The 24,060-nt window shown below is 60.0% G+C and carries 24 protein-coding genes; 17 read left to right on the top strand and 7 right to left on the bottom strand.

Translation table 11 applies throughout. The features are described 5' to 3' along the window. The first annotated feature begins 11 nt into the window (after positions 1–11). From BLW50_RS15940 to BLW50_RS15900, 9 genes are all read left to right on the top strand, one after another. On the top strand, positions 12–866 hold the full coding sequence (locus tag BLW50_RS15940; protein ID WP_090704309.1) for a polysaccharide deacetylase family protein: 855 nt from the start codon (positions 12–14) through the stop codon (positions 864–866). Between the two features lie 33 nt (positions 867–899). Continuing rightward, positions 900–1,451, top strand: a complete 552-nt coding sequence (locus tag BLW50_RS15935) for a cupin domain-containing protein (RefSeq protein WP_090704307.1) — start codon at positions 900–902, stop codon at positions 1,449–1,451. Positions 1,452–1,463: 12 nt separating this feature from the next. Further along, entirely contained in the window at positions 1,464–2,312 is an 849-nt protein-coding gene (locus BLW50_RS15930) for a polysaccharide deacetylase family protein (protein ID WP_090704305.1), read from the top strand. A 139-nt stretch (positions 2,313–2,451) separates the two neighbouring features. Further along, positions 2,452–3,213, top strand: coding sequence for an ABC transporter ATP-binding protein (locus tag BLW50_RS15925; RefSeq protein WP_090704304.1), 762 nt, complete (start codon positions 2,452–2,454; stop codon positions 3,211–3,213). A 26-nt stretch (positions 3,214–3,239) separates the two neighbouring features. Further along, on the top strand, positions 3,240–4,232 hold the full coding sequence (locus tag BLW50_RS15920) for an ABC transporter substrate-binding protein (RefSeq protein WP_170850186.1): 993 nt from the start codon (positions 3,240–3,242) through the stop codon (positions 4,230–4,232). A gap of 97 nt (positions 4,233–4,329) precedes the next feature. Beyond that, the gene (locus tag BLW50_RS15915; RefSeq protein WP_170850185.1) at positions 4,330–5,097 is read left to right on the top strand and encodes an ABC transporter permease; all 768 of its coding nucleotides are present in this window, start codon (positions 4,330–4,332) and stop codon (positions 5,095–5,097) included. Further along, positions 5,084–5,914: an ABC transporter permease gene (locus BLW50_RS15910; RefSeq protein WP_090704297.1), complete on the top strand. Its 831-nt coding sequence runs from the start codon at positions 5,084–5,086 to the stop codon at positions 5,912–5,914. The genes BLW50_RS15915 and BLW50_RS15910 overlap by 14 nt, the downstream gene beginning before the upstream one ends. 58 nt (positions 5,915–5,972) lie before the next feature. Continuing rightward, complete coding sequence (locus tag BLW50_RS15905; protein WP_090704295.1) at positions 5,973–6,881, top strand: alpha/beta fold hydrolase; 909 nt, start codon at positions 5,973–5,975, stop codon at positions 6,879–6,881. 10 nt (positions 6,882–6,891) lie between these two features. Continuing rightward, positions 6,892–7,809 carry an alpha/beta fold hydrolase gene (locus BLW50_RS15900; RefSeq protein ID WP_090704293.1) on the top strand — a complete coding sequence of 306 codons (918 nt, stop codon included), beginning with the start codon at positions 6,892–6,894 and terminating at the stop codon, positions 7,807–7,809. A gap of 56 nt (positions 7,810–7,865) precedes the next feature. Here the strand turns inward: BLW50_RS15900 and BLW50_RS15895 are convergent, their stop codons facing one another. The 3 genes from BLW50_RS15895 to BLW50_RS15885 are packed head-to-tail and all read right to left on the bottom strand — an operon-like array spanning position 7,866 to position 10,780. Next, positions 7,866–8,867, bottom strand: a complete 1,002-nt coding sequence (locus BLW50_RS15895) for a TRAP transporter substrate-binding protein (protein ID WP_170850184.1) — start codon at positions 8,865–8,867, stop codon at positions 7,866–7,868. 41 nt (positions 8,868–8,908) lie between these two features. Then, on the bottom strand, positions 8,909–9,862 hold the full coding sequence (locus BLW50_RS15890) for a VOC family protein (RefSeq protein ID WP_090704290.1): 954 nt from the start codon (positions 9,860–9,862) through the stop codon (positions 8,909–8,911). A gap of 57 nt (positions 9,863–9,919) precedes the next feature. Beyond that, a complete protein-coding gene (locus BLW50_RS15885) occupies positions 9,920–10,780 on the bottom strand; it encodes a fumarylacetoacetate hydrolase family protein (protein ID WP_090704288.1) in 861 nt (286 codons plus the stop codon). Between the two features lie 149 nt (positions 10,781–10,929). Between BLW50_RS15885 and BLW50_RS15880 the strand changes: the two genes are divergently transcribed. Next, entirely contained in the window at positions 10,930–11,643 is a 714-nt protein-coding gene (locus BLW50_RS15880) for a GntR family transcriptional regulator (protein ID WP_210186087.1), read from the top strand. 35 nt (positions 11,644–11,678) lie between these two features. On the opposite strand, the gene BLW50_RS15875 is transcribed toward BLW50_RS15880, so the two are convergent. Together BLW50_RS15875 and BLW50_RS15865 are read right to left on the bottom strand one after the other, a co-directional pair. Beyond that, positions 11,679–12,098 carry a TadE/TadG family type IV pilus assembly protein gene (locus BLW50_RS15875; RefSeq protein ID WP_090704284.1) on the bottom strand — a complete coding sequence of 140 codons (420 nt, stop codon included), beginning with the start codon at positions 12,096–12,098 and terminating at the stop codon, positions 11,679–11,681. 697 nt (positions 12,099–12,795) lie between these two features. Next, positions 12,796–13,332: an SRPBCC family protein gene (locus tag BLW50_RS15865; RefSeq protein WP_090704280.1), complete on the bottom strand. Its 537-nt coding sequence runs from the start codon at positions 13,330–13,332 to the stop codon at positions 12,796–12,798. A gap of 338 nt (positions 13,333–13,670) precedes the next feature. On the opposite strand from BLW50_RS15865, the gene BLW50_RS15860 reads away from it, so the two are divergent. After that, entirely contained in the window at positions 13,671–14,696 is a 1,026-nt protein-coding gene (locus BLW50_RS15860; protein WP_090704279.1) for an amidohydrolase family protein, read from the top strand. Between the two features lie 217 nt (positions 14,697–14,913). Here BLW50_RS15860 and BLW50_RS15855 read toward each other — a convergent pair whose 3' ends face one another. Both BLW50_RS15855 and BLW50_RS15850 read right to left on the bottom strand, forming a co-directional pair. Continuing rightward, complete coding sequence (locus tag BLW50_RS15855; RefSeq protein ID WP_090704277.1) at positions 14,914–16,188, bottom strand: LLM class flavin-dependent oxidoreductase; 1,275 nt, start codon at positions 16,186–16,188, stop codon at positions 14,914–14,916. A 55-nt stretch (positions 16,189–16,243) separates the two neighbouring features. Then, positions 16,244–17,014 carry an alpha/beta fold hydrolase gene (locus BLW50_RS15850; RefSeq protein WP_170850183.1) on the bottom strand — a complete coding sequence of 257 codons (771 nt, stop codon included), beginning with the start codon at positions 17,012–17,014 and terminating at the stop codon, positions 16,244–16,246. A gap of 198 nt (positions 17,015–17,212) precedes the next feature. On the opposite strand from BLW50_RS15850, the gene BLW50_RS15845 reads away from it, so the two are divergent. The 6 genes from BLW50_RS15845 (at position 17,213) to BLW50_RS15820 (ending at position 24,053) form a co-directional block, all read left to right on the top strand. Further along, positions 17,213–17,980 carry an IclR family transcriptional regulator gene (locus BLW50_RS15845; RefSeq protein WP_170850182.1) on the top strand — a complete coding sequence of 256 codons (768 nt, stop codon included), beginning with the start codon at positions 17,213–17,215 and terminating at the stop codon, positions 17,978–17,980. Between the two features lie 82 nt (positions 17,981–18,062). Further along, positions 18,063–19,016 (top strand): NAD(P)-dependent oxidoreductase, encoded by a 954-nt coding sequence (locus BLW50_RS15840; RefSeq protein ID WP_090704273.1) that lies wholly within the window; start codon positions 18,063–18,065, stop codon positions 19,014–19,016. A gap of 185 nt (positions 19,017–19,201) precedes the next feature. Next, complete coding sequence (locus BLW50_RS15835; RefSeq protein ID WP_090704271.1) at positions 19,202–21,193, top strand: AMP-binding protein; 1,992 nt, start codon at positions 19,202–19,204, stop codon at positions 21,191–21,193. Then, positions 21,190–22,008, top strand: coding sequence for an ABC transporter ATP-binding protein (locus tag BLW50_RS15830; protein ID WP_090704269.1), 819 nt, complete (start codon positions 21,190–21,192; stop codon positions 22,006–22,008). Before BLW50_RS15835 ends, BLW50_RS15830 begins: the two co-directional genes overlap by 4 nt. After that, entirely contained in the window at positions 22,008–22,964 is a 957-nt protein-coding gene (locus BLW50_RS15825; RefSeq protein WP_170850181.1) for a branched-chain amino acid ABC transporter permease, read from the top strand. Before BLW50_RS15830 ends, BLW50_RS15825 begins: the two co-directional genes overlap by 1 nt. A gap of 9 nt (positions 22,965–22,973) precedes the next feature. After that, positions 22,974–24,053: a branched-chain amino acid ABC transporter permease gene (locus BLW50_RS15820; RefSeq protein WP_090704267.1), complete on the top strand. Its 1,080-nt coding sequence runs from the start codon at positions 22,974–22,976 to the stop codon at positions 24,051–24,053. The last annotated feature ends 7 nt before the right edge of the window (positions 24,054–24,060 follow it).

Raw genomic sequence — 24,060 nt, 5'->3', positions numbered from 1 at the left:
AAGGAACGTCGATGTCGTCCAAGCCCATGCGTTATCCCCGGAAGTGGCAATGGCCGAACCAGGAGAAGATCGCCATGAGCGTCAATCTCGCGCTCGAGGCCTTCCGGTTCAAAAGCCAATATACGCAAGAGGGCAAGCCAGGGCAGGTCGATCACTTCTCGCTATCCTATGCCCGTTATGGGGCCCAGTCCGGCATCTATCGCATTCTCGATCTGCTCGATGAGACCGGCATCAAAGGCAGCATGTCGATCAATGGCAAGGCCGCGGAGCTCTATCCCGATCAGATTCGCGCTGTCGCCGCCGCCGGCCACGAGCCTGTTGGCCATGGCTGGGAAAACGACATGCTCACCGACGATAGCGATCCCGAACAGGAACGCGCCGAGATCCGTCGCGTGACGAAAGCGATCACCGATGCGGCTGGCGTGCGCCCTGTCGGCTGGACCAGCCCGGGCAGTGCCGGGTCGAGCAATACGCTCAGCTTCCTCGCCGCGGAGGGTTATTTGTGGAACGGCGATGAGGCCGACGACGATCTGCCCTATGTGAAGACGACGGCCAGCGGACCCATGGTGCTGCTGCCGCGCGTCAACACGCCGACCAATGACCTTAGCATCTGGATCGCTGGCAAGAACCCGCCCTCGGTGATTTGGGAACAGTTCAAGGACACGTTCGACGAACTCTATGCGGAGGGCCAGCGCGGTCATCCAAAGTGGATCGAAATCGTGCTGCACGCCCATATGGCAGGCCGTCCGACCCTGATCCCAACCATTCGCAAATGCATCGCCTATGCCAAGCAGCACGAGGACGTCTGGTTCGCTCGCAAACGCGATATCGCCGAATGGGCGATCAAACAGGAAAATCCGCGCTGATGATCTTGGGATTGGAGCCTTGGGAGTGGAACGATGAGTGTTGACGTCGGCGATCGCCTTCGCTTCGTGCGCACCCAGAAGAAAATGTCGCAGCGTCTGTTGGCGAAGCGGGCTGGCGTGACGAGTTCGACCATTTCATTGATCGAATCCAATCAGGTCAATCCATCAGTCGGTGCACTGAAGCGGGTTCTTGACGGCATTCCCATGGGACTGGCCGAATTCTTCTCGGTGACGGCGCCCGCCGACGAACATCAAGCCTTCTATCGTGCGGAAGAGCTGCTCGAAATCGGCAAGGAGGATATTTCCTATCGTCAGGTCGGCTCCTATTCGAACGGCAACATGCTGCAAATCTTGAAAGAGACCTATCAGCCGGGCGCCGACACGGGGAGCGTCCCGCTGCAACATGATGGCGAGGAGGGCGGCGTCGTTATTCGCGGCCAGCTGGAAGTCACCGTCGATGGCGAACGCTGTGTTCTCGGCCCCGGCGATGCCTATTCCTTCGAGAGCCGGCGGCCGCACCGTTTCCGTTGCGTCGGTTCTGAGCCGTGCGAGGTGATCAGCGCCTGCACGCCACCGACGTTTTAGTTAGGAGCCCTTATGTCGAAACGTCCCAAATTTCCGCGCGAATGGAGCTGGCCGGGCAAGGAGAAGATCGCCTTCTCGATCGGTGTGCCCTTCGAGGCGTTCGAAAAGCAGAGCCAGGTCAATTTCGTCGCCAGTCGCGGCCAGTTGGATCGTTTCTCGCTGTCCTATGGCGATTACGGCTGGAAGGCCGGCATCTGGCGCCTCATGAATATTCTCGATGAGTTCGGCCTCAAGTCGGCGATCTCAGCCAATGGTCTGGCGGCCGAGCGCCATCCCGATATCATCAAAACCTTCGCTCAGGAGGGTCACGAGGTTTTGGGGCACGGTTGGGCCAACGACGTCTATGCCAAGGATGCGACGCCGGAGCAGGAGCGAGCGGAGATCGCTCGTTGTACGGCCATTCTGACGGAGACCACTGGCGGCATTCGGCCGGTCGGCTGGACCAGCCCCGGTTCCAGTGGATCGGATGTCACCAACGAACTCCTGGCCGAGCAGGGCTATATCTGGGTCGGCGATGATGCCAGCGACGATCTGCCTTTCGTGCAGCGCACTAAATCGGGGCCGTTCGTCACCTTGCCGCGCACCAATCTCTTCACCAACGATATCGCTGCGTGGATTTTCCCGAGCAATCCCACCTCGGTATTCCTCGAGAATTTCAAGGAAACCTTCGACCAGCTCTATCGGGAGGGTGTGGAGGGCGCGCCGAAATGGTTGAGCATCACCCTGCACAGCCATATGGCCGGGCGGCCCACCATGTCGAACACCATTCGCCGTTGCCTGGATTACGTTCGCCAGCACGACGATGTCTATTATGCTCGCAGCCGCGATATCGCCGAATGGGCATTGCAGCGCGAAAAATAGGCAGGCGGCTTTAACGTCAGGTTGAGGTGGTGCCGACTTCTTTTCTGTTGTTGCCGCCAACACCCCATGGTCGACTTGACGAAGATCGCGTTAGTCGGGACTGCAACCATGGCAAGAACAAGCAGGTTTGAGAGGAACGATGACGGGAATCATTGAGCTCGATCGTGTCAGCATCGCCTTCCAGAAGGAGGTGATCTACGACCAGCTGTCATTCTCGGTGAACGATGGCGAATTCCTCTGCATTGTTGGGCCGAGCGGCTGCGGAAAATCGACCCTGTTGCGGGTGATCGGCGATCTCCTAGGTGTCGATACCGGCAGCGTGATGGTGGCGGGCACGCCAGCGGCACAAGCCTGGCAGGAAATTGCCTATGTGTTCCAATCGCCCCGGCTTCTGCCCTGGCGCGATGCGGAAGCCAATGTGATCCTGGGCCAGCAATTGCGCTTCGGTCGCGAGCGCGGCATGGACGAGATGCGCGGCAAGGCGCGTGCCTTGCTCGATCTTGTCGGTCTCGGTCGTGACACCCACAAATATCCGGCGATGATGTCAGGCGGCGAACGCCAGCGTGTCTCGATCGCCCGTGCGCTGGCCGTCGATCCCCGCATCGTGCTGATGGACGAACCATTTTCGGCGCTCGATGTGACGACGCGCCGACGCATGCGCAGCGAAATCATCGAAATCTGGAAGAAGACCGGCAAGACCATTGTCTTCGTCACCCATGAAGTCGACGAAGCCCTCGAACTGGCCGACCGGATCGTCGTGCTCTCGGTCAAGCCGACGCGCGTTCTGGAGACGATGACGCTGTCGGCACCGCGTCCGCGTGATCTCAACGGAGCGGAGATGAATGCGGCGCGCTCACGCCTCACCCAATTGCTCGGTGTTCCGGGCCAAATCGAAGAATGAAAAATCACGATAGGAAGGGCTTTGCGATGAACACTTCGATCATAAGAAACGCGGCGGCCGGCTTGGCCCTCATGTTTGGGGTGCAGTCCGCCCTGGCGGCCGAGACTATCACCTATGGCTCATTGCCCGATCCGGGCTATGACGCGGTGGTCTGGGCCATCGAGAACGGCAAGGTCAGCGATCCGAACGTTACGATCAAAGTGGAACGGGTCTCGTCGATCCCCGCCTTGATGCAGGCGGCGATGACCCAGCAGTTCAACCTGCTGCCCAATGGTGTTCTCTCCCTGCCGCAGATGCGCGAGAGCGGCCTGCCGATCAAGGTTCTCAGCACCTTGCTGCGCTATCATCCGGAGGGGCATAGCGCCGATGTCTGGGTGATGCCGAATTCGCCTTTCAAGACCATGCAGGATCTTAAAGGGAAAACCATCGCCGTCGTGTCTGGCGAAGCACAGAACGTCGTCTCCGTACGCTGGGTGATCAGCGAACGGTTTGGCATGAACGCCGATCTCGTCGGCGGTGATTTCCGCTGGGTGGAGATGCCGCAGGCGCAGTTCGAGGCGGCGCTTCAGGCGGGCCGTGTCGATGCGGTGTCGTTCAGCAATGTGCCGGCCTATACGGCAACGAAGGACGGCAAGTATCGATCCCTCCTGCAGGGTTCGAAAGAACTGGAGAAAATGTACGGCGGACCGATGCCGTCGCTTTTTCTCTTCGGCTATGAGAACGACATGAACAAGCGGGCCGATGCCTATGTGGCGGCCGGCAACCTTCTGAAAGCCTCGGCTGCCTATGTGCTGAAAAATCCCGACGAAGTCTTCGCCGCCGTCGCCCCCAAGTACAAGATCTCCAAGGATGATCTGCAAACCTGGTTCCTGACCTATGCGCAGATGCCGCTGGCACTGGGCCCGACCGACAAACAGGTCATGATGAAGGCCTGGCAATCGGGCGCCAAGATGGGAATGCTGAAGAAGGTCCCGGATAGCCCCGACGAATTGATCTGGTCGAAGGCGATTACGCAATAGCCGGAGCGCTTCCAGCTTCGGCCGATAAATCCAGAAATCAGAGACGAACAGCCGTTTGATGTCGATATCGAGTCCACCGTTACCACCTGAGCGAAGAGTGCCGCCTGCGTTCCTGACGTCGCGGCGCTGGATCACGCTGGCCTTCGTCCTGCTGCTGTTTATCGCCTGGCAGTGGTATTCAGCACATATGCCGCCGGTGCTGATCCCAAGCCCGGCCCGTGTTTGGGATCGGTTCGTTGAACTTTGGACCGATCCCAAGAACCTGGCCTATGCGATCTCGTCGCTGATCCATGTGACGGTCTCGGTTGTCCTGGCCTTTGTTCTGGGCGTCACCATCGCGTTGCTCGGCTATTATTTCGACATTCTCGATCTGGCGATCTACGGACGTCTGACGCCGTTCCTGAATTCTTTCTCCAGCATCGGTTGGGCCTTCCTGGCCATGATCTGGTTCGGCGTCAACGAAAGCTCGGTGATCTTCGCGACGACGATCGTGCTTCTGCCCTTCGCCATCATCAATGCTGGCACGGGCCTGCGCGAACTCGATCGCGAAGTGGTCGAAATGGGGCGCAGCTTCGGTCGCGGCGCCCGGGGTCAGATTATCTGGATCATCCTGCCGATGATGTTTCCCTATCTCTTCGCCACCATCCGCCTTTGTTTCGGCATTGGCTGGCAGGTGGTGTTGACGGCGGAACTTCTCTGCGGCTCGTCGGGGCTCGGCATGCTCATCAATCTGGCGCGCCAGAGGTATTGGACGGATATGGTTTTCGCCGTGGCGGCTCTGATCCTCCTCGTCGTCTATCTGACCGACCGCATCGTCTTCGCCGCGATCCAGAAACGTTTGAGGAGACGCTATGAGCTCTCCTAACAAGATCGGGCAGCGTCTCGTCGCCGAGTCTTTCGTGGTGGTCGCCATTGCGCTTTGGTGGCTGTCGTCGGCGCAGTTCCCGCCAAATGTGTTTCCAAATCCGATCCAGGTCTTCTGGGAGCTCGTGCGGCTGAGCACCGATGCGGAATTCTGGGGCCATGCGGCAGCGACCGGGATCCGCGTTCTGCTGGCGGTTGTCCTCTCGACGGTTCTGGGCAGCGCGCTGGGCATTCTGCCGCGCTATTTCCCCTGGCTCGGCGGCATCGTCGACGATGTGCTGGTGCCCTTCTTCACCTCCTTCCCAGCCATCGTCTGGGCCATTCTTGGCACCGTTTGGTTCGGCCTCACCGGCACGGCGATCCTGATTGTGCAGACCTTGATCATCTTCCCGTTCTGCCTGGTCAATGTGACCGAGGGCGGCAAGGAGATTGGTCGCGAAGAAATCGAAATGGGGCGCAGCTTCGGCCGCCGTCCTTGGTCGATCTTCTGGCGGATCGAACTGCCGCTGCTCGCCCCCTTCATCATCTCGGGCGCCCGTATCTCTTATGGCGTGTGCTGGAAGATCAGCCTCATCGCCGAGCTCTTCGGCGGCCGTTCTGGCCTTGGCTATATGATGCAGTGGGCGCGTGATTTCGGCAGCGTCGACAGCATCATCGCGATTTGCCTGGCCATCGTCTTCTTCGTTTCCATTGGTGATGCCCTGGTCCTGCGGCCGCTGACGCAATTGTTCCAGCCCAAAACCGAAGCGGGCAGCCGTTCCAAGAAAGGGCATCAAAGCCCGGAATTACTGGTGACGCCGACGGTGGGGCGGGGCTGAGGCCCGCTTGCCGCTGGGCGCACCAGAAAAGCGAAGCGAGGAAAATGCCGTGTCCCCAATGAACTTTTCGCCGGTCGCCGGCAAGCAAATGCCGTCGCCAAAGCACATCGACGTGCAGGGCCTGAAGACCCGCTATTATGAAGCTGGGAGCGGCGAGCCGATCGTCTTCATGTATGGCGGCAATTTCGGCTCGTCGGAGTCGGCTTCGAGCGCGCCGGTGTGGAGCACCAACTTCCTGCCGCTTTCCGATGCTTTCAAGGTCATTGCCTTCGACAAGATCGGCCAAGGCTTTACCGACAACCCGGTCCGCAACGAAGATTACACGATGGCTGCCGTCGTCCGTCACGCGGCGGCTTTCATCGAAGCCCTGAAACTGCCGCCCGTCCATCTCGTCGGCCACTCCCGTGGCGGCTTCGGCGTCACGCGCATCGCGCTTGAATATCCCCATCTCGTCCGCTCGGTGACGATCGTCAGCAGCGGTACGTTGAGCCCGCGCGTCAGCCCGAATGAAGTCATCCTGTCGAATGCGCCATTTCCGCCCTACAGTCGTGAGAGCGCGCGCTGGATCTACGAAGGCTATTCCTACGATCCCAAGAAGGTCACCGACGATTGGATCGACGCGGTGATGGATGTGTTCGAGCAGCCGAAATACAAGGTGAGCGTGCAGAAGATGGTCGATGAAGGGGCGGGGGCCCGCTACTTCATTCCGGAACTGGCGAAGCAGAAGCGCGAAACGCTTAATTGGCTGCGCGAGGGCCGCTTGCAGCGACCCACCCAGGTCATCTGGGGGCAGAACGATCCGACGGTTCAGGTCGAGGGCGGCTTCGATGTGTTCGACATGATCGCCGCGCACAATCGGCGCACGTCGTTCAGCCTCTTCAACCACGCCGGGCATTTTTCCTATCGGGAGCAACCGGAGCGCTTCAACGCTCTGCTCGCCCATTTTGTCCGCAACGCCAGCGCCTGAGGCAGCCCCGATGAACCCGACAACTCATTCGATCACCATCGCCGGCGGCAAGGTTTCCATGCTGCAGGCTGGCCCCGCAGGCGCCACGCCGGTTCTGCTGGTTCACGGCGGCCGCGCCGGCCAATCGCCGATTGCCTATGGCAGTCATATGTGGGCCAGCGTGATGCCTCATCTGGCCGCAGGCCGGCCGGTCGTGGCGCTCGATCTTCCCGGTGCCGGCGGCAGCGATCTTGGTTCTCCCAACTTGCTGACGATCGATGGTTTGCGCGGACATCTTGCCGATGTGCTGGCCGCGCTGGCGTTCGAAAAGGTTCATGTCGTCGGCCATGATATCGGTGGCTTGGTCGGGCTATGGCTCGCCGCGTTAGCGCCGCTGAAGATCGCTTCGCTCTCCATCGTGGCGAGCGCTGCGGCGCCGCCCATGGGTGACGGGCTTGATGACATTGTCCTCCAGGCTGCACCCGCTCCGCTCTGGACGCGGGGATCGCAGGCCTGGGCCTTCGATCGCCTGTCCTATTCCCATGCCCATATCGATGACACGCTGCTCGACGCTTGCGTTGCGGCCGCCGCAGGAACGCCGCACCGCGCGGCTGTCGCCGCCATGCAGGATGAAGCCGTCCGCAACCGCAATTTCGGTATTCCGGCAATGAAGGGGAAAATGTGGGCCATCCTGCGCGAGAAGGGCATTGCTGTTCCGACCCAGCTGGTCTGGAGCAACAATGATCCGCTGGCGACGCGCGACGGCGGCAATATGCTGTTCAAGATTCTCGCCGAGAAGCAGTACGCCACCTATTTCCATATCCTCAATCGCGCCGGCAGTTTTGCCTTTCGCGAACAGCCGCGGGAGTTCGCCGAGATCACGGCGTCCTTCCACGATGGTGTCGATGCGATGAGCGCGGCTTGGAGCGCAGCAAGGAACGCTGCCTAAAGAAAACGCCGCGGTGCAAACCGCGGCGTTTTCGTTTCAGTGATGTATTTTAGCGTTCAGCGATATTTCTTGGCCGCGGCAAGAAAGGCTTCATAGTCTTCCTTGGTCTGCGGCGAGGCGCCGACGATCTTCGGGACGACGGCAGTCACCTGCTCAAGATAGCGCTTTGTCTCTTCCGGCGAGAAGGTAATCAATTCGCCGCCACCTTTTTTCCAAGCGCCTTCGAGATCGGCTTTGAACTTCGGCGCCATGCTGCTGAACAGCGTTTCGTGTTTTTGCGCTTCGTCACGCACGATCGCTTCCAACTCAGGCCCGAGAGATTTCAAGAACCGTCGATTGGTGAGGCCGGAAACCATCGTGAATGAGCCTGGCAGGTAAGTGGCATTTTTCGTGATGTCGAAATATTTGAAGGCCGAAATGACCGCCATATTGGCCATGGCGCCATCGATCGCCTTGTTCTGTAGATTGGGCAGAACTTCGCCGAGCGGCAAGGAGAGCGGCGAAGCGCCGAGCTTCAGGAATGGCTCGTTGTACATGGGCGAACCGCCTGTCGTGCGCAGCTTCAGCCCTTTGAAGTCGTCCACCGTTCTGATCGGCTTATGGGTTGCAAGTACGACTTCGCCGCTGAGAAAGGTCACCAGCGGCTCCACGCCCTGGGCCTCACCGAAGGTCGCGAGCCTTTTGCGAATCTCGGGATCGGCTAGAACCTTCTGGCCATGTTCGGTGCTGTCGAACAGGCCGTTGGCATCCAGCGTCTGGAACCGTGGCTCGAGGCCGATATAGAAACCGATGGCCGGGAAGGTCATCTCGATCGTGCCCATGGCGACGCCTTCGACGGTCGCCGGGATCTGGCCGAGTTGGTTGGCCGGATAGATTTCGACTTTGATCTTGCCCTTGGAACGTTCCTCGACGCCCGCCTTGAAGGCCTTCATCCACTCATGGGTGACGTCGTTGATCGTCGGCGACGACAGTTTCATCGTGAATTGCTGGGCATTCACCGTCTGCGCCATAAAGCAGGCAGCAAGGCCGCCGAGCAGTCCCGTCAGCAGTTTCCTCATAGTTCCCCCCTCAAGCATAGTTCCCTCTTGTGTGGCCTAGATCAGGCCTCGTAATTGTGGATGAAATCCTCGGGCAGGTTTGGCCCCCAGACATAAAGCGAATCTTCCGGCGGATGGTCGCCGGCCTGCCAATCATGATCGACAGGCACGTAGTCGATGTCGGCCGAGTATTCGCTGTAGCTGCCCCATGGGTCGCGCACATAATGGAAATAGTTCGAGCCGAGGACATGGCGGCCGAGGCCCCAGCCGCGATCGTAACCCTTCTCCAGCATCAGCATGGCGCCCAGGCCGACGTCCATGACCGAGCCGACATCCCAGCTATAGTGGTGATGGCCAGGTGCGTTCGACTTGGCGAAGGCGACGAGATGATGATCGCTGCCATGGATGCCATGCATGAAGGCGATGCCTTCTCCGGAGCGATCGGAAAGCCGCAGGCCCATCACCCGGGTGTAGAAATCGATCGCGCGCGAGACATCAGTCGTGAACAGCAGGGTGTGCGATAGCCGGCGCGGATGGACACGGCCGGCATCGCGGCGATAGGGCGCGCCACGGACGCCGCCGGGAACCGAAACCGCGGAGAATTCCGATTTGGCGCTCGGCGATGATTTTTCGGCGATCTTTGCTTCGAGCAGATTGCCGTCGGGATCGTGGAACCAGATACCGTTCGACTCCAAGTCCTTCGGCGGATCGATCCGGGTGATGCCCAGATCCTGCAACCGCTTGGCGAAGGGCGCGAAATCCTCCTCATAGAGGCCGAAGGAGAAATAGCCGAATTTCTTGCGCGGTCCTTCGCCAATGCTCACCCATTTATGCGGTGAGCCGTGGGTGTAGAGGCCGAGGCCATTGCCTTCTTCGCGCACGTCGAGCCCGAAGCTGTCGTAAAAAGCTTGTGCGGTCTTCAGATCGGGCACGACCATGTGGCTACGATCGAGCGAATGAATGCCGAGTTCCCCTGGGCGGCGCGACGGCTGGATGAAACCATGGTTGGCGGTCATTTCACGTCCTCCTCATTCGCTTGTTCGTTGCGCGCTTATGGCGCTGATTTATATCGGTCAGACCTCGTCGACCACGGGGTTGCTGAGAATGCCGATCTTGTCGATTTCGATTTCGACAACATCGCCAGCCTTCATATACAGCGGCGGCTTGCGCGCCATGCCGACGCCCGATGGTGTGCCGGTGACGATGATGTCGCCGGACTCCAGTGTCATCGCTTCGCTGATCGTTGCAATCAAAGTCGCGACATCAAACACCATTTCGTCGATCATGGCACTCTGTACCACGGTGCGGTTGAGGCGCGTTTGAAGCTTCAAACCTTTGCATCCGGGCGGCAGTTCATCGGCGGTGACGAACCAGGGGCCGAACGCGCCGGTGCCGTCGAAGTTCTTGCCGACGGTCCATTGCGGCGTCTTCATCTGGAAATCGCGGATCGAGCCGTCGTTGAAGATCGAATAGCCGATGACATGGTCGAGCGCGGCGGCTTTGCTGATATGGCGCCCGCCTTTGCCGATGACGGCGACAAGCTCGCCCTCGTAATCGAGCTGCGTCGACTGCTTCGGGCGCACCATGGCTTCGTTCTGGCCGATGAAGCCGGAGGCGAAACGGGAGAAGAGCGTCGGATAATCCGGCTGTTTGAAACCGCTCTCGGCCGAGTGGTCCGCATAGTTCAGGCCGACGCAGATGATCTTGCCCGGCCGCCGCAACGGCGGTTTGATCGTCACCTTGGTCAGGTCCACCGCCGTGCCACCGAGCAGGCTTTCGTGGGCGGCGCGCAGAGCCGTGGGTCCCTTGGTGACCAGGTCGTCCAGATGGCCAGGATAATGGGGATCGCTCGCCTTGCGTCCGACCCAGCTGCCGTCAGCCCGTGCCGTCGCCAGTCCTTCGCTCGTGCCGTCCTGATAGACCGTGAAACGCATGGGCTCTCCCTTTCTTTTTTGTCCGCGAGTGAAACGCTATGTCCCACGGGAAAGACGGCTTGTCAAAAATAATATATTATCCATTATAACGTCTATTTTGTTTTCCACGGGAGTTCGGTTACGAACGAGCCATTGCCCAGGAGAGATGTTTGCGGGGACCGACGGGAAACGAACCCAATCTGACCAACGCGGCCTATGCCACTTTGCGTGGCGAACTCCTGGCTTGCCGCCTGCGTCCGAATGAAAAGCTCAACATTGCCGCGCTGTCGGCCCAGCTCGGCGTCAGCCTAGGCGCGGTGCGCGAAGCCCTATCGCGGCTCACCTCGGAAGGTCTGGTCACGGCGGAGACCAATCGCGGTTTCCGGGTCGCTGGCGTTTCCGAATCCGATCTGCTCGATCTCACCAGCACCCGCATCGAACTGGAAACGGCGTGCCTGCGGCGTGCCATTCGCGCCGGCGGTGTCGAGTGGGAAACCCAGGTTGTCGCCGCCCATCACCGGTTGTCGCGCACGCCTGAGCGCGAGGCGGGCGATCTTGAACGTGTCAACGAGGAGTGGGCTGTCGCGCATAAGGAGTTCCACGCCGCGTTGATTGCCGCCTGCGAAAGCCCGTGGCGGATGCGCTTGCGTGATTTCCTGTTCGACCAGACTGAGCGCTATCGCCGCCTATCGGTTCTCGCTCCGCAGCAAGAGCGCGATTTGCCGGCCGAACACCGCGCCCTCATGGAGGCAACGCTTGCCCGCGCCGAAGATACCGCCGTCGCATTGCTGACGGCTCATCTCGATGCCACTGCCAGCCGGGTGCGTGCGCTGGTTGAAGGCGAAAGCACCGGCCCAGCCGCCAAGCTGCCTTTGGCTGGCTGAATGGGCGGTGGGATTGCAGGTATCTCTACCCGCTGTCAGTAGCCGCCGAGCCCAACGACCGCGCGCTTTTGGATGAGCGGTGACGGCATCGGGAAAAAGGCGCCGAGTTGATACGGAAAAGTGCCACTCAGATCGTAGTTGACGACGACATGGAACGAAGGCGCCGGCGCCAGCCGGACCTGGGTGGTCATGGTCATGCGTTGCGAGCTCAACAGCGCATAACTCGGCATCGCCTTCGTCACATAGCTTGAAGCCAGTGATTGGCGCTCGGCATTGGAAATGCCGGCAACCGAGGCGCGGGCTGCTTCGGAGGCGATCTCCCGCAATTCGTGATGAACGCCGAAAATATAACCAAGGCAGACGATGCCAAGGAGAAGCATCATGAAAATCGGCGCCACGACGGCGAACTCGACCGCGGTTGCTCCTGAATTATTCGACCAGATGTTCTTAGCCATGATGACCCCTGCGGATGGAACACCTATGGACCCAACAGTATCCCAACTACAGCACGAACATAGATAACAACCCGCTAATCGAATGCAGGAGACAAGTGGCTCAGTTAAGTGTGACTTTGGTGGACTCGCGCAAAAAGGTTAATACGCGTCAACCAAGAGAAGCCGGCAGTGACACAGCGCTGGAATCGGAAGTGGCGCTCAGATGGCCTTGGCTTTGACGTGGGGCTGGCTTGCGCAAGGCAGCGCAATTCTATCCAGCGCATAGCTATGGGTGACGCCACAGTGGCTGCACATCAATTTAATGCGCCACGGTCTGCCCATGATGATCATATGGCTCGGGTCGGCTGGAAGCAGATTTTTCCAACCGCAGGAGTCACAGTCGATAACTGCGTTGATCCCGGTCGAAGGTGGAGCATGCGCCGCCAACCGCCTCATGAAAGCCTCCTGGCTTCCCATTCCGACAGGTCACTATGTATACAGGTCAATATGTATAATTGTGGGTTTACATGAGGTAAAGCTGCTCGCGGGGTAGCATAAAGACGTATACGATAAGCTATGATCTTCTTGTGCGGTGCCTGATGCCGAAAATTGATAATGCCGACGGCAGTGTTTGGCAGTTGATGGATTCAACAAGCACAACAGAGACGCGTGGACACGGAGATCGCAGGCAAACCTGTGTTTCGATTGAAATGCGCTTCTAGCTTTCGACCGCGCCCTTGAGCTTAGCTAGGCCGGTCTCGAAATCATTGCCGATCATCTTGTCCATACTGATGAAGATGCCGATCAGCTTGGTGATGAAAGGGGACGTGCCATGCATGGCCCAAATCACATTGGTGCCGCCAGCAACCGGTCGTAACGTGAACTCGGCCATGTTGTGCGCTTCGAAGGGTCGTTCGAAATCTAGCTTGATCGTAACCATCGACGGCGGATGAGATTCGAGAATCTCCATGCGGCCCTTCCCAACATTCTTATTGCCCTCCCAGGCATAAGTAGCGCCTCGGCCATTGGGCGCGCCGCCGATCGTCCGGCTCATGTTCGGATCGCGGTGTTCATACGGTGACCACGCTGGCCAGTTGTTGAAATCGTTGATCAGGGGAAACAGTCTGTCCGGCGGAGCGGCGATGGTCAACGAGCGCTGCACGGTGAATGTGTCAGGCCGTGTCCAGGCGTAAGCCAGGATGGCGACGAGCACCACCAGGATGAGAATGATGATGGATGAAAGGCTCATGGTCATCTCTTGGTTCGGCAGGATCGGTGAAGGCAGTCCCGGTGGGACGGTATCACGTGGGCTTCTTCCGCGCTGGCCACACTATAGCTTAGGGCAACTTCTCGCCCGCTCAGGTCAAGCCTTACCATATTCGATCGCCGCGAAGGCAAGCTTGCTGGGCAAAGGGCGGTGGTGTGTTTTCGACCTTTCCCTCGTTTCCCGCCGTAACGTTGTGCTAAAATGCCAAGATCACGCTGGTCCGAGCGTCTGAACGCGTGGACGAGCGCCTTGGTTTGGCGTTAAATGGAGTCGAAGGCACCCGGAGACAGGGGCCGTTTTGCGGACGGAAACATCAGGATCACATCATGCACATCATCGATTCCCATTTTCATTGGTGGCCGCGATCCGTCTTCGAAAAATTGTGCAAACGCACGGGCTTTCCCTCCGCCCATGTCAATGAACGCGGTGGCTATACGGTTCGGCGGCACGCCGACGAGGCGCATCCGTTGCCGAGCTGGAAAGAGTGGCATGACCTCGACGAACAGCTCGCCCATATGGACGGGCTCGGCCACCAGGTCGACGTGGTCTGCTCCATTGGCCCGATGTCGGTGTTCTTCTCCCAGCTTCCGGCCGAGGAAGGCCGGGATATCGCCATGCATTGGAACGAGGAAATGGCCGGTGCGCAGCGCCGCTATCCGGGCCGTGTCTGGGCCAGTGCCGCCATTCCGCTGGTCGATACCAAGATCGCGCTCGACGTGTTGGAACATGCGGTTGGCAAGCTCGGCTTGATGGGCGTCAACATGCCCGGCAGCATCGGCAGTGATGCGCGCATCGATGCCGAGCGGCTGGAGCCGTTCTATGCCCGCGTCGCCGAACTCGGCCTGCCGATGTTCCTGCATCCGACCGACGCCATCTTCGCCGATATGCTCGACGGTTATAATGGCGCGCTGCATCTCAGCCTTGGTCGGGTGATCGAGGTCAGCGTGGCGGCGTCACGGCTCGTTCTGTCGGGCCTGATGGAACGCCATCCCGGCCTCAAAGTGGTGATGTCGCACACTGGCGGCGCGCTGCCGTATCAATCGGGCCGCATGGACAAGAACACCAAGGCGGCCAAGCTGCCGCGGCCGACGAGCGAATATCTGCACCGCATGTACACCGATACGGTGTCGCCCCATTCGGCGGGCATGAAATTCGCGATCGAATATTACGGCATCGACAATGTTATGTATGGCACGGACTATCCCTGCTGGGATCCGGCCACCTGCCTGTCGCTGCTGGAAGAGCTGAACCTGTCGGCAGAAGACAAGCAGAAACTGTTCTACGACAATGCCCGCCGCATCCTCGGCCTCAAGGATCCGGTGGTGGCCGATAAGCTGGCTGCTGCCGAGTAGGCAACCGTCATTGCGCGGAGCGTAGCGACAAAGCAATCCAGGGGCGTGTGGCAGATTATTGAGATATGCCTATGGCGCAGGCATATTAACGTCTCTGATTTTACACCTCGACTCCTGGATTGCTTCGCTTCGCTCGCAACGACGGGATGCGCGCGTCCTTCCGCCTCTATGGAAATTTTAAACTGGGCCGCGCCATCAAAACTGGCGCGGCTTTTTGTTAGGCGCCGAGCGGTGTCACTGGCCGCGCGTCCATGGTCACTGGCGCAGGCGCGTTAGCCGGCCGCTCGATCAGAAAATCCTTCGGCGGTTCGGGCGGCACGTCGCCGAACTGGCCGGAGATCGTCGTATCCGGAAATTCCGCCTGCAGGCGCGGATAGACCTCGCGGGCGAAGTTGCGGATGCCCGCCACCGTGTCGTCGTGTTCGAGGAAACCGGCCTGGCCCATGATGAGCAGATGGCCGTAGCCACCGACATATTGATAGTGGCGCTTGATCTGTTGATAGACCTGCTCCGGCGTGCCAGCCATCAGGAAGCCGGCCTTGATCGCCGCCTCGACGCTGGCGCCCTTGGCGAATTCGCTCAACGGATGCGTCGCGCCGCGTAGCATCGCGACATTGGCCGCCACCGGCACATAGCCCGGCGGATTGACGAACTGCGGCGCGACCTTGTTGGCGGTGACATACCAGAGCAGCTTTTCAGCGCCGCGATAGGCTTCCTCTTCGGTGTCGCCGACATAGACGATGGCGCAATAGGCCAGCCGATCGATCGGCACGTCTTGGCCGCGTCCGGCCGCGCGCCAGCCAGCGCGATAGGCTTCATAGATCTTGCGGGTTTCGGCAAAGCCCGTGAGGAAGGTCGCCTGCACATAGCCCTTCTCGCCGACCTGGCGGGCGCCGCCAGCGCTCGTCGTACTGACCCAGAGCGGCGGATGCGGCGTCTGATAGACGCGCGGCCAGATGTTGATGTTGCGATGATGGAAGAACCGGCCTTCATGACTCACCGGCCCGTCATGGCTGGTCCAGGCCTTGACGACCAGATTGATCGCTTCCCAGAAGCGCTCGTTCATGCGCACCGGATTGCTGTTGGCGGGCGAGATTTCATAGGGCACGCCGCGCACGAAGCCGGCCTCCAGCCGGCCCTTCGAGAGAACATCGATCATCGCCATTTCCTCGGCGATGCGCACCGGTTGGCGCCGGTTCGCTGCCGGATTGCCGAGGATCAGCATGCGGGCTTTGGACGTCAGTCGCGCGAGTGCTGCCAGCATCAGGGGCGCTGCCGGATCGACGCAGGTGGCGGTCTGATGATGCTCGTTGAGCATGATGTTCAGACCTTCCTCCTCGGCGATCAGCCATTCCTTGATATAGCGATCGTAGAGTGCTGCGCCTTTTTCCGGATCGTAATGCTTGTTCGGCAAAGTGACGCGGATCGACGGATAGCTGTCGGCTGGCGGCAGATAGGGATAGGCGGTTTCGGTGAAATGCCAGGCTTGCATGGGTGGGCTCCCCGAGATCGTTGGCGCCTAGGCGTCTGCGACGCCAGGCAGACTGTCAGGACAGGAATTCGAGAACGGTCTTGGCGAAAGCCGCCGGTTGTTCGACATGCGGCACATGCCCGGCATCCGGGAGGGTGACGATTTTCGAGCCCTTGATGAGCTTGGCATAGCCCTGCACGTAATCGGCGCTGACCAGGCCGTCGCTGCTGCCGCGGACGAACAACGTCGGGCAGGCAACGCGATAAAGCCGGTGCGGCAGCTTGGGATTGTGCATATAGGGCTCCCAGACATAGAGCGCCGTGCTTTCCTTGTTGCGCACGATGATCGTCAGTTCTTCGTCGGAGAGCTTGGTCGGATCGAACGGGAATTTCGACGGATCGTGATAGATCAGCTTTGGCAGGTCGGTCGGCGGCATCACATAGATGTCGGGAATGTCGAGTTTGTCCTCTGGCCCGATCTTGATGCCGACGGGACCGACGAGCACGGCCTTGCCGAACCGCTCCGGCGCCTTGGTCAGCATTTCGGCGGCGATCCAGCCCCCCATCGAACAGCCGATGATGTCGACGGTGGCGAAGCCGAGGCGATCCATCAGATCGAGATAGAGGTGGGCGACGTCGTCGACATTGTCGATCCAGTCGGGCAGGGCCGAGCGGCCAAAGCCGGGATGGGACGGGCAGAGCAGGCGCCGGCTCCCGGCGATCAGCGGCACATGCGGCTCGCCCGGATTGAAGCCGCTTGCCCCGTGCAGGAACAAGATTGGCTTGCCGGAGCCCTCCTCGTGAATCTCGACCTCGACAGTTCCGAGCGTGATGACGGAGCGTTGCAAGCCTATCCTCCCCTTGTTCTTCAGCCTTGGATCCTCCCCTCGGATCGAAGGCGTCACCGGGCGCTTGAGGGCAAACCGGCGTCTATGGGCGCAAGGATTGACGTGGCCGCGGCCGTTTCCAATCGAAATCTGCCGCCTGGATTCGATTTACACATATGTGTAATTTGCTGGAACGGGAGGAAGAGCGTGGGAGAGCGCATGGTCAAGTCCGCGTCGCGCGCGTTTGCCGTGGTCGAGCTGTTCGCCCGCGTGCGCGCGCCCATGCGGCTGAAAGATGTGGCGGCGGGGCTCGGCCATCCGGTCTCCAGCGCCGCGGCTCTGCTCAAGACGATGACCCAGCAGGGCTACCTGTCCTTCGATACGAAGTCGCGCGCCTATATGCCCACGGCCCGGCTGCCGCGCCTGGTCAACTGGATCTCCTATGACGATTTCGAGGAGGGCGTGGTTGCCGAAGCGATACAGCAGTTGTGGGCGCAATCGCATGAAGGTGTGGTGCTGGGAACGCCGGTCGGCATTCATCTGGAATATGTTCGCTCGCTGCGCGGCGCCAGCGAGGGCGTACAGTTCTCCATCCCGCTGGGAACACGCCGCGTGCTGATCCAGACGGGCATGGGCTGGCAGTATCTCAGCCTGCGCCCGCTCGCCGAGGCGATGAATATCTATGAGCAGACGATGGCCGCCGGCGCGCTCGATCGGGCGCTTTTTCCGGTCGAGGTTTTTCTGCAGCGACTTGAGAGCCATCGCAATCTCGAGGTGACGCTCTCGCGGGCCCGCGACCTGTTGGCGCCCACCGCCCATTGGGACGGTGCCATGGCCTCGATCCTGATCGACACGCCGCCCGGCCATCGTCCTCTTGCCCTTGGCATTCCCGGGCCCACCGATCGGCTGGAGCGCACTTTGCCGCAGATCTCGGCCCATCTTCGTGCTGCGGCGCAGAACATTCGTGTTGCTATCACGGCAAGCTAAACCTATTCCCGACCTGTTCCCGTTGCACCCGACAGGCAGGCTGATACGGTGCGCTTTCAAGAAAATCGAGAGGTTTCGCCTGATGACCCGCGTTGCAGTGACCACGCCCTATTTTGATTTCTATCCGCATCTCGTTGAAGAGATGAAACAGAAATACCCCGGCGTGAAATTCCGTTCCGATCGCAAACCGCTCAACGAGAACGGCCTGATCGAATATCTGCAAGGCTATGACGCGGCAATCATCGGCCTCGATCGCTTCACCGATAAGGTCTGCGCCGCTCTGCCGGAGCTGAAAGTGATCTCGCTGATGTCGGCTGGCGCCGATCATATCGATCCGGTGATCTTGAAGAAATACGGCAAGAGAATGTGGTGGGCTGCCGGCATCAACCGCATCTCCGTTTCTGAACTCGCCGTCAGCTATATGGTGATGACGCTGCGGCGCGTGCATTACTTCTCGTCGATCCTGCGCAAGGGCGACTGGAAGGGGCCGATCGGCTTTGGTGCCGATCTGCGCGGCCACACCGTCGGCGTGCATGGTTGCGGCCATATCGGCAAGGAAGTGGTGAAACTGCTGCAGCCCTATGGCGTCAAAATTCTCGCCTCCGATCGCGTCGATATCTCCGATTTCTGCAAGGAGTGGAATGTCGAGAACGTCAGCGCCGAGGAACTCTGGGCGCGCTCCGACGTGGTGACGATCCATCTGTCGCGCAACGCCCAGACCATCGGCATGTATTCGGCTGCGGTCCTCGACAAGATGAAGAAGGGCGCCGTGCTCATCAACTGTGCACGCGGCGGCATGGTCGATGAGGTGGCTTTGAAGGAGCGATTGGAAAACGGCCAGATTTCCGGCGCCGCTTTCGACGTCTTCGCCATCGAACCGGCCAATGGCAACCCCTTGCTCGACGTGCCGAATTTCTTCGCCTCCCCGCATATCGGCGCCACCACCCGCGATTCCTGGGAAGCCATGCTGCGCTCCGGCATCAGGGGGCTTGAGGATGCCCGGATCTGGGAGCCAGGCACCTATCCGTTCGACTAGCAAAGCGCCGGCGGTCTACGACTTTTAGACAACTGGCTTGTTGCGCGTTTCGAGGCGTTAATTCGCCCCAACGCCCGGTGCAGGAGGGTGCACCGGGCGTTTTCTTTGGGGTGAACTAAAGCAGCCCGAAGAGCGCGGATCGTGTATAGTCGCGACACGCCAGGTTTGCTCGTGGAGGGGACAGAGTGACCGCGTCGACCGCCGGTGCGCGATCCGCACCTGAGGCTGATACATTTCCAAAACTCCTGCGCCGCAATGCACGGGTGCGCGGCACGCGGCCGGCCATGCGTCTCAAGGATCGTGGCATCTGGCAGACCTGGGACTGGGCCGCCGTCTACGACAATGTGCTGCTGCTGGCCCATGGATTGAAGGGGCTTGGCGTCAATCGTGGTGACAAGGTCGCCATCGTCGGAGCCAACCGTCCCCGTCTCTATTGGGCAATCTGCGCGGCGCAGGCGCTTGGCGCCGTTCCCGTGCCGGTTTATGCCGATGCGGTGGCGAGCGAACTCGCCCATGTGCTCGACAATGCCGATATCGTCGCCGCCGTCGTACAGGACCAGGAGCAGGTCGATAAGCTGATCGAGCAGAGCCAGCATCTGCCGCAGCTGCGCCACATCGTCTATGACGAGGATCGCGGCCTGCGTGACTACGATCATACGCGGCTGCATGCGCTGAGCGCGCTGCTGGAAAAGGCGCAGACGGATTTCGATCGCGATGCGACGATCCGTGCCGCGATCGAGGACGAGATCGACAAGACCTCCGGCGCCGATATTTCGATCATGCTCTATACGTCGGGTACCACCGGCCGCTCCAAAGGCGTGATGCTGAGCGGCATGGGATCGATCGCCGCGGCCACGGACACGGCCACCTTCGATCATTTGACCGATCGCGACGAAACCCTGGCCTATCTGCCGCTGGCCTGGGTTGGCGATCACTATCTCAATTATGCGCAGTCCTTTGTCTCCGGCTTCTGCATGGCCTGTCCAGAAAACGCCGAGACGGCGCAGCAGGATTCCCGCGAGATTGGGCCGACCTTCTATTTCGCGCCGCCGCGCGTGTTCGAATCCCTGCTCACCAGGGTGATGATCCGCATGGAGGATGCGGGCAGCCTCAAGCGCGGGCTCTTCCATCATTTCATTGGTGTAGCGCGTCGTTGGGGCGAGAAGATTCTCAACGGCGAAAAGGTTCCGCTCCTGGCGCGCCTGCATTATGGGCTCGGCGAAGTGCTGATCTACGGACCGCTGAAGAACGTGCTCGGCTTCTCGCGCATTCGCGTCGCCTATACGGCGGGTGAGGCCATCGGCTCCGATCTGTTTTCCTTCTATCGCTCGCTTGGCCTCAATTTGAAGCAGCTCTATGGCCAGACGGAAGCTTTCCTTTACGTCACCTGCCAGAAGGATGGCGACATTCGCGCCGACAGTGTTGGCCCGCCGGCGCCCAATGTCGCCATTCGCATTGCTGACACGGGCGAAGTGCAGTTCCGCTCGCCGGGCATGTTCGTCGCTTATTACAAAGAGGCTGCCAAGACCGCCGAAACCATGACGGAAGACGGCTATGTCAAAACGGGCGACGCCGGCATTTTCGATCCCGACGGCCATCTGCGCATCATCGATCGCGCCGCCGATGTCGGCAAGCTGGTCGATGGCTCGCTGTTCGCGCCGAAATATATCGAGAACAAGCTCAAGTTCTTTCCCAATATCAAGGAGGCCGTCGCCTTCGGCCATGGCTGCGACTTCGCCACCGTTATGCTCAACATCGATCTGACGGCCGTCGGCAATTGGGCTGAGCGCAATAACATTTCCTACGGTTCCTACCAGGAACTGGCTGGCCACAAACAGGTCTCGGATATGATCGCCGGCCATGTCGCCAGCGTGAACGAAGCCCTGGCGAAAGAGCCGATCATGGCAGGCGCGCAAATCCGCCGCTTCCTCATTCTGCATAAGGAGCTTGATGCCGACGATGGCGAGCTGACGCGGACACAGAAGGTGCGTCGCAGCTTCATCGCCGAGCGCTACGCGCCCCTGATCAAGGCCCTCTACGACGGATCGGAGGAAGCCGATATTTCCACCGAAGTCACCTTTGAGGATGGACGCAAGGGCACGATCTCGGCGCGCGTCGCCATTCGTGATGCCGCCATCGTGCCGGCGTCGCCTCCAGCGAAGCGACGGGCCGCATGAACGAGACGATGGAGCAGCTTCAATCGGTCATCGCGCCCACGACGACGCCGGAGAAATTGCTGACCATCGAGAATATAACACTGTCGTTTGGCGGGGTGCGCGCGCTCAGCGATGTCTCCTTCGATATCAGCAAGGGCGAAATTCGCGCCATCATCGGCCCCAATGGCGCCGGCAAGACCTCGATGCTCAATTGCATCAACGGTTTCTATCACCCCCAGGCGGGGCGCATTACCTTCAAGGGCAAGACGCGCCAGCGCATGCGCCCCTATGATGCCGCCCGGCAGGGCATTGCCCGGACATTCCAGAACGTCGCGCTGTTCAAAGGCATGACGACGCTCGACAATATTCTGACCGGCCGCACTTTGAAAATGCAGCGCAGCTTCTTCTGGCACCTGTTCCGCCACGGGCCGGCCTTGAGCGAAGAGATCGAGCACCGCAAATATTGCGAGGAGATCATCGACTTTCTCGAGATCGAACATATCCGCAAAACGCCGGTGGGCCGTCTGCCCTACGGCTTGCAGAAACGGGTCGAACTCGGCCGCGCGCTCGCCATGCAGCCCGATCTGCTGCTGCTCGACGAACCCATGGCCGGCATGAATCTGGAAGAGAAGGAGGATATGTGCCGCTTCATTTTGGACGTGAATCGCCATTTCGGCATGACCATCGCCCTGATCGAACATGACATGGGCGTCGTCATGGACATTTCTGATCGCGTCGTCGTTCTCGAATATGGCCACAAGATCGCCGACGGTTCGCCGGATGAAGTCAAGGCGGACCAGCGGGTGATCGATGCTTATCTGGGCGTGTCGCACTGATGGATATTCTCTACAGCATCTTTGTCGATCCCTTCGTGCAGATGGGCAGTGCGCCCGATCTGCTCGTCCAGACGCTGTGGGAAGGGTTTGTCGGCGGCATTCTCTATGCGCTGATCGCCCTCGGCTTCGTTCTTATCTTCAAGGCATCGGGTGTTTTCAATTTCGCCCAAGGCATCATGGTCGTCTTCGCGGCGCTGACCTTGGTCGGGCTGCATGAGAAGGGCGTGCCTGCCTTCCTGGCGCTGGCGATCACCATCGGCGTCATGTTTGTGCTTGCGGTTGCGATCGAGCGCGCCGTGTTACGGCCGCTGGTCAACCAGCCCGATATCATCCTTTTCATGGCGACCTTCGGCCTGACCTATCTGCTGATCGGCCTGGGCGAAGCGATTTTTGGCGGCAATCCCAAAATCATGATCGCCGAACAGCTCTATCTGCCGAAAGGCGCGATCGATCTGAACATTCTCGGCGGTGTCGTCACCTTGCAGAAGATCGACATCGCGGCTGCGATCATCGCCATCGCCATGATCGCCTTTCTGTCGCTCTTCTTTCAATATACCCGCATCGGTCGGGCGCTGCGCGCTGTGGCCGATAGCCATAAGGCGGCTTTGTCCGTCGGCATTTCCCTGAATCAGATCTGGGTCATCGTCTGGTTCATCGCCGGCGTGGTGGCATTGATCACCGGCATTATGTGGGGCGCGCGCTCCGACGTCTCCTTTGCCTTGCAGGTCGTCGCGCTGAAGGCCCTGCCGGTGCTGATCCTCGGCGGCTTCACATCGATCCCCGGCGCCATTGTCGGCGGCCTCATCATTGGGATCGGCGAAAAGATCGGCGAATTTTATTGGGGGCCCTTGGTCGGCGGCGCCACGGAAAGTTGGCTCGCCTACTGCATTGCGCTGGCCTTTCTCATGTTTCGGCCGCAGGGCCTGTTTGGCGAGCGCATTATCGAACGGATTTGAGGTGAACGCATGTTCTATCGCGAGGCGGGGCAATTCAAGAAGAGCTATGCCGCCGATATGGCGATCTTTCCGATCCTGCAGGATCGGATCGGTCTTGCCGTTATCCTGGCCGTGGCTTTTGTCGCCATTCCCGTCTTCGGCAGCAATTTCCTCATTCAGACGGTGATGATCCCGTTCCTGGTGTTCGCGCTGGCCGCCATCGGGCTCAATATTCTCACTGGCTATACCGGCCTCATCTCGCTCGGCTCCGGCGCTTTCATGGGGGTGGGCGCCTATGCCTGCTACAAGCTGACGACGATCTTTCCGGGGGTGAACATTGTCATCTGGATTCTGGCCTCTGGCTTCTTTGCGGCTGCCATCGGCGTCGTCTTCGGCCTGCCGTCGCTGCGCATCAAAGGCTTCTATCTGACGGTCGCGACATTGGCCGCGCAATTCTTCCTGCAATGGAGCTTCGTGCGCATTCCCTGGCTCTATAATTACAATGCCTCGGGCGCCATTGAGGTGCCGCAGCGTCTCCTCGCCGGGCTGCCGGTGACAGGCGCCAATGCGCTGCCGGTGACGCGCTATCTGGTGCTGTTGTCCATTGTCGTCTTGCTCACCTGGATCGCCTCCAATCTGGTTCACGGTCGGATCGGCCGCAGTTGGATGGCGGTGCGCGATATGGACATCGCCGCCGAGCTGATGGGCATCCGCCTGTTGCCGGCGAAGCTTCTGTCCTTTGCCGTCTCGTCCTTCTATTGCGGTGTCGCCGGCGCCTGCATGATGTTCCTGTGGTACGGCGGTGGCGAAGCCAACGACGCCTTCAACATCAATCAAAGCTTCATTATCTTGTTCATGGTCATCATTGGTGGCCTCGGCAGTATCATCGGCTCTTACTTCGGCGCGGCCTTCATCTCGATTTTGCCGACGGCGCTCAAATTCGGCCTGCCGGCCATGGGCATCGCGCTGAGTGGGCCGATCGCCGAGCATTTCAATTATATCATTCTGGGTGTCTTGATCCTTTTCTTCCTGATCGTTGAGCCGCACGGGCTGGCGCGGCTCTGGCAGATCGGGAAGCAGAAGCTGCGCGTCTGGCCGTTCCCGTATTGACGGCTGG

Source organism: Beijerinckia sp. 28-YEA-48 (genome assembly GCF_900104955.1).
In the GTDB taxonomy this organism is placed as follows: domain Bacteria; phylum Pseudomonadota; class Alphaproteobacteria; order Rhizobiales; family Beijerinckiaceae; genus Terripilifer.
Note: the sequence above shows the minus strand (reverse complement) of the source record. Positions and strands in the feature narration are given on the sequence as shown.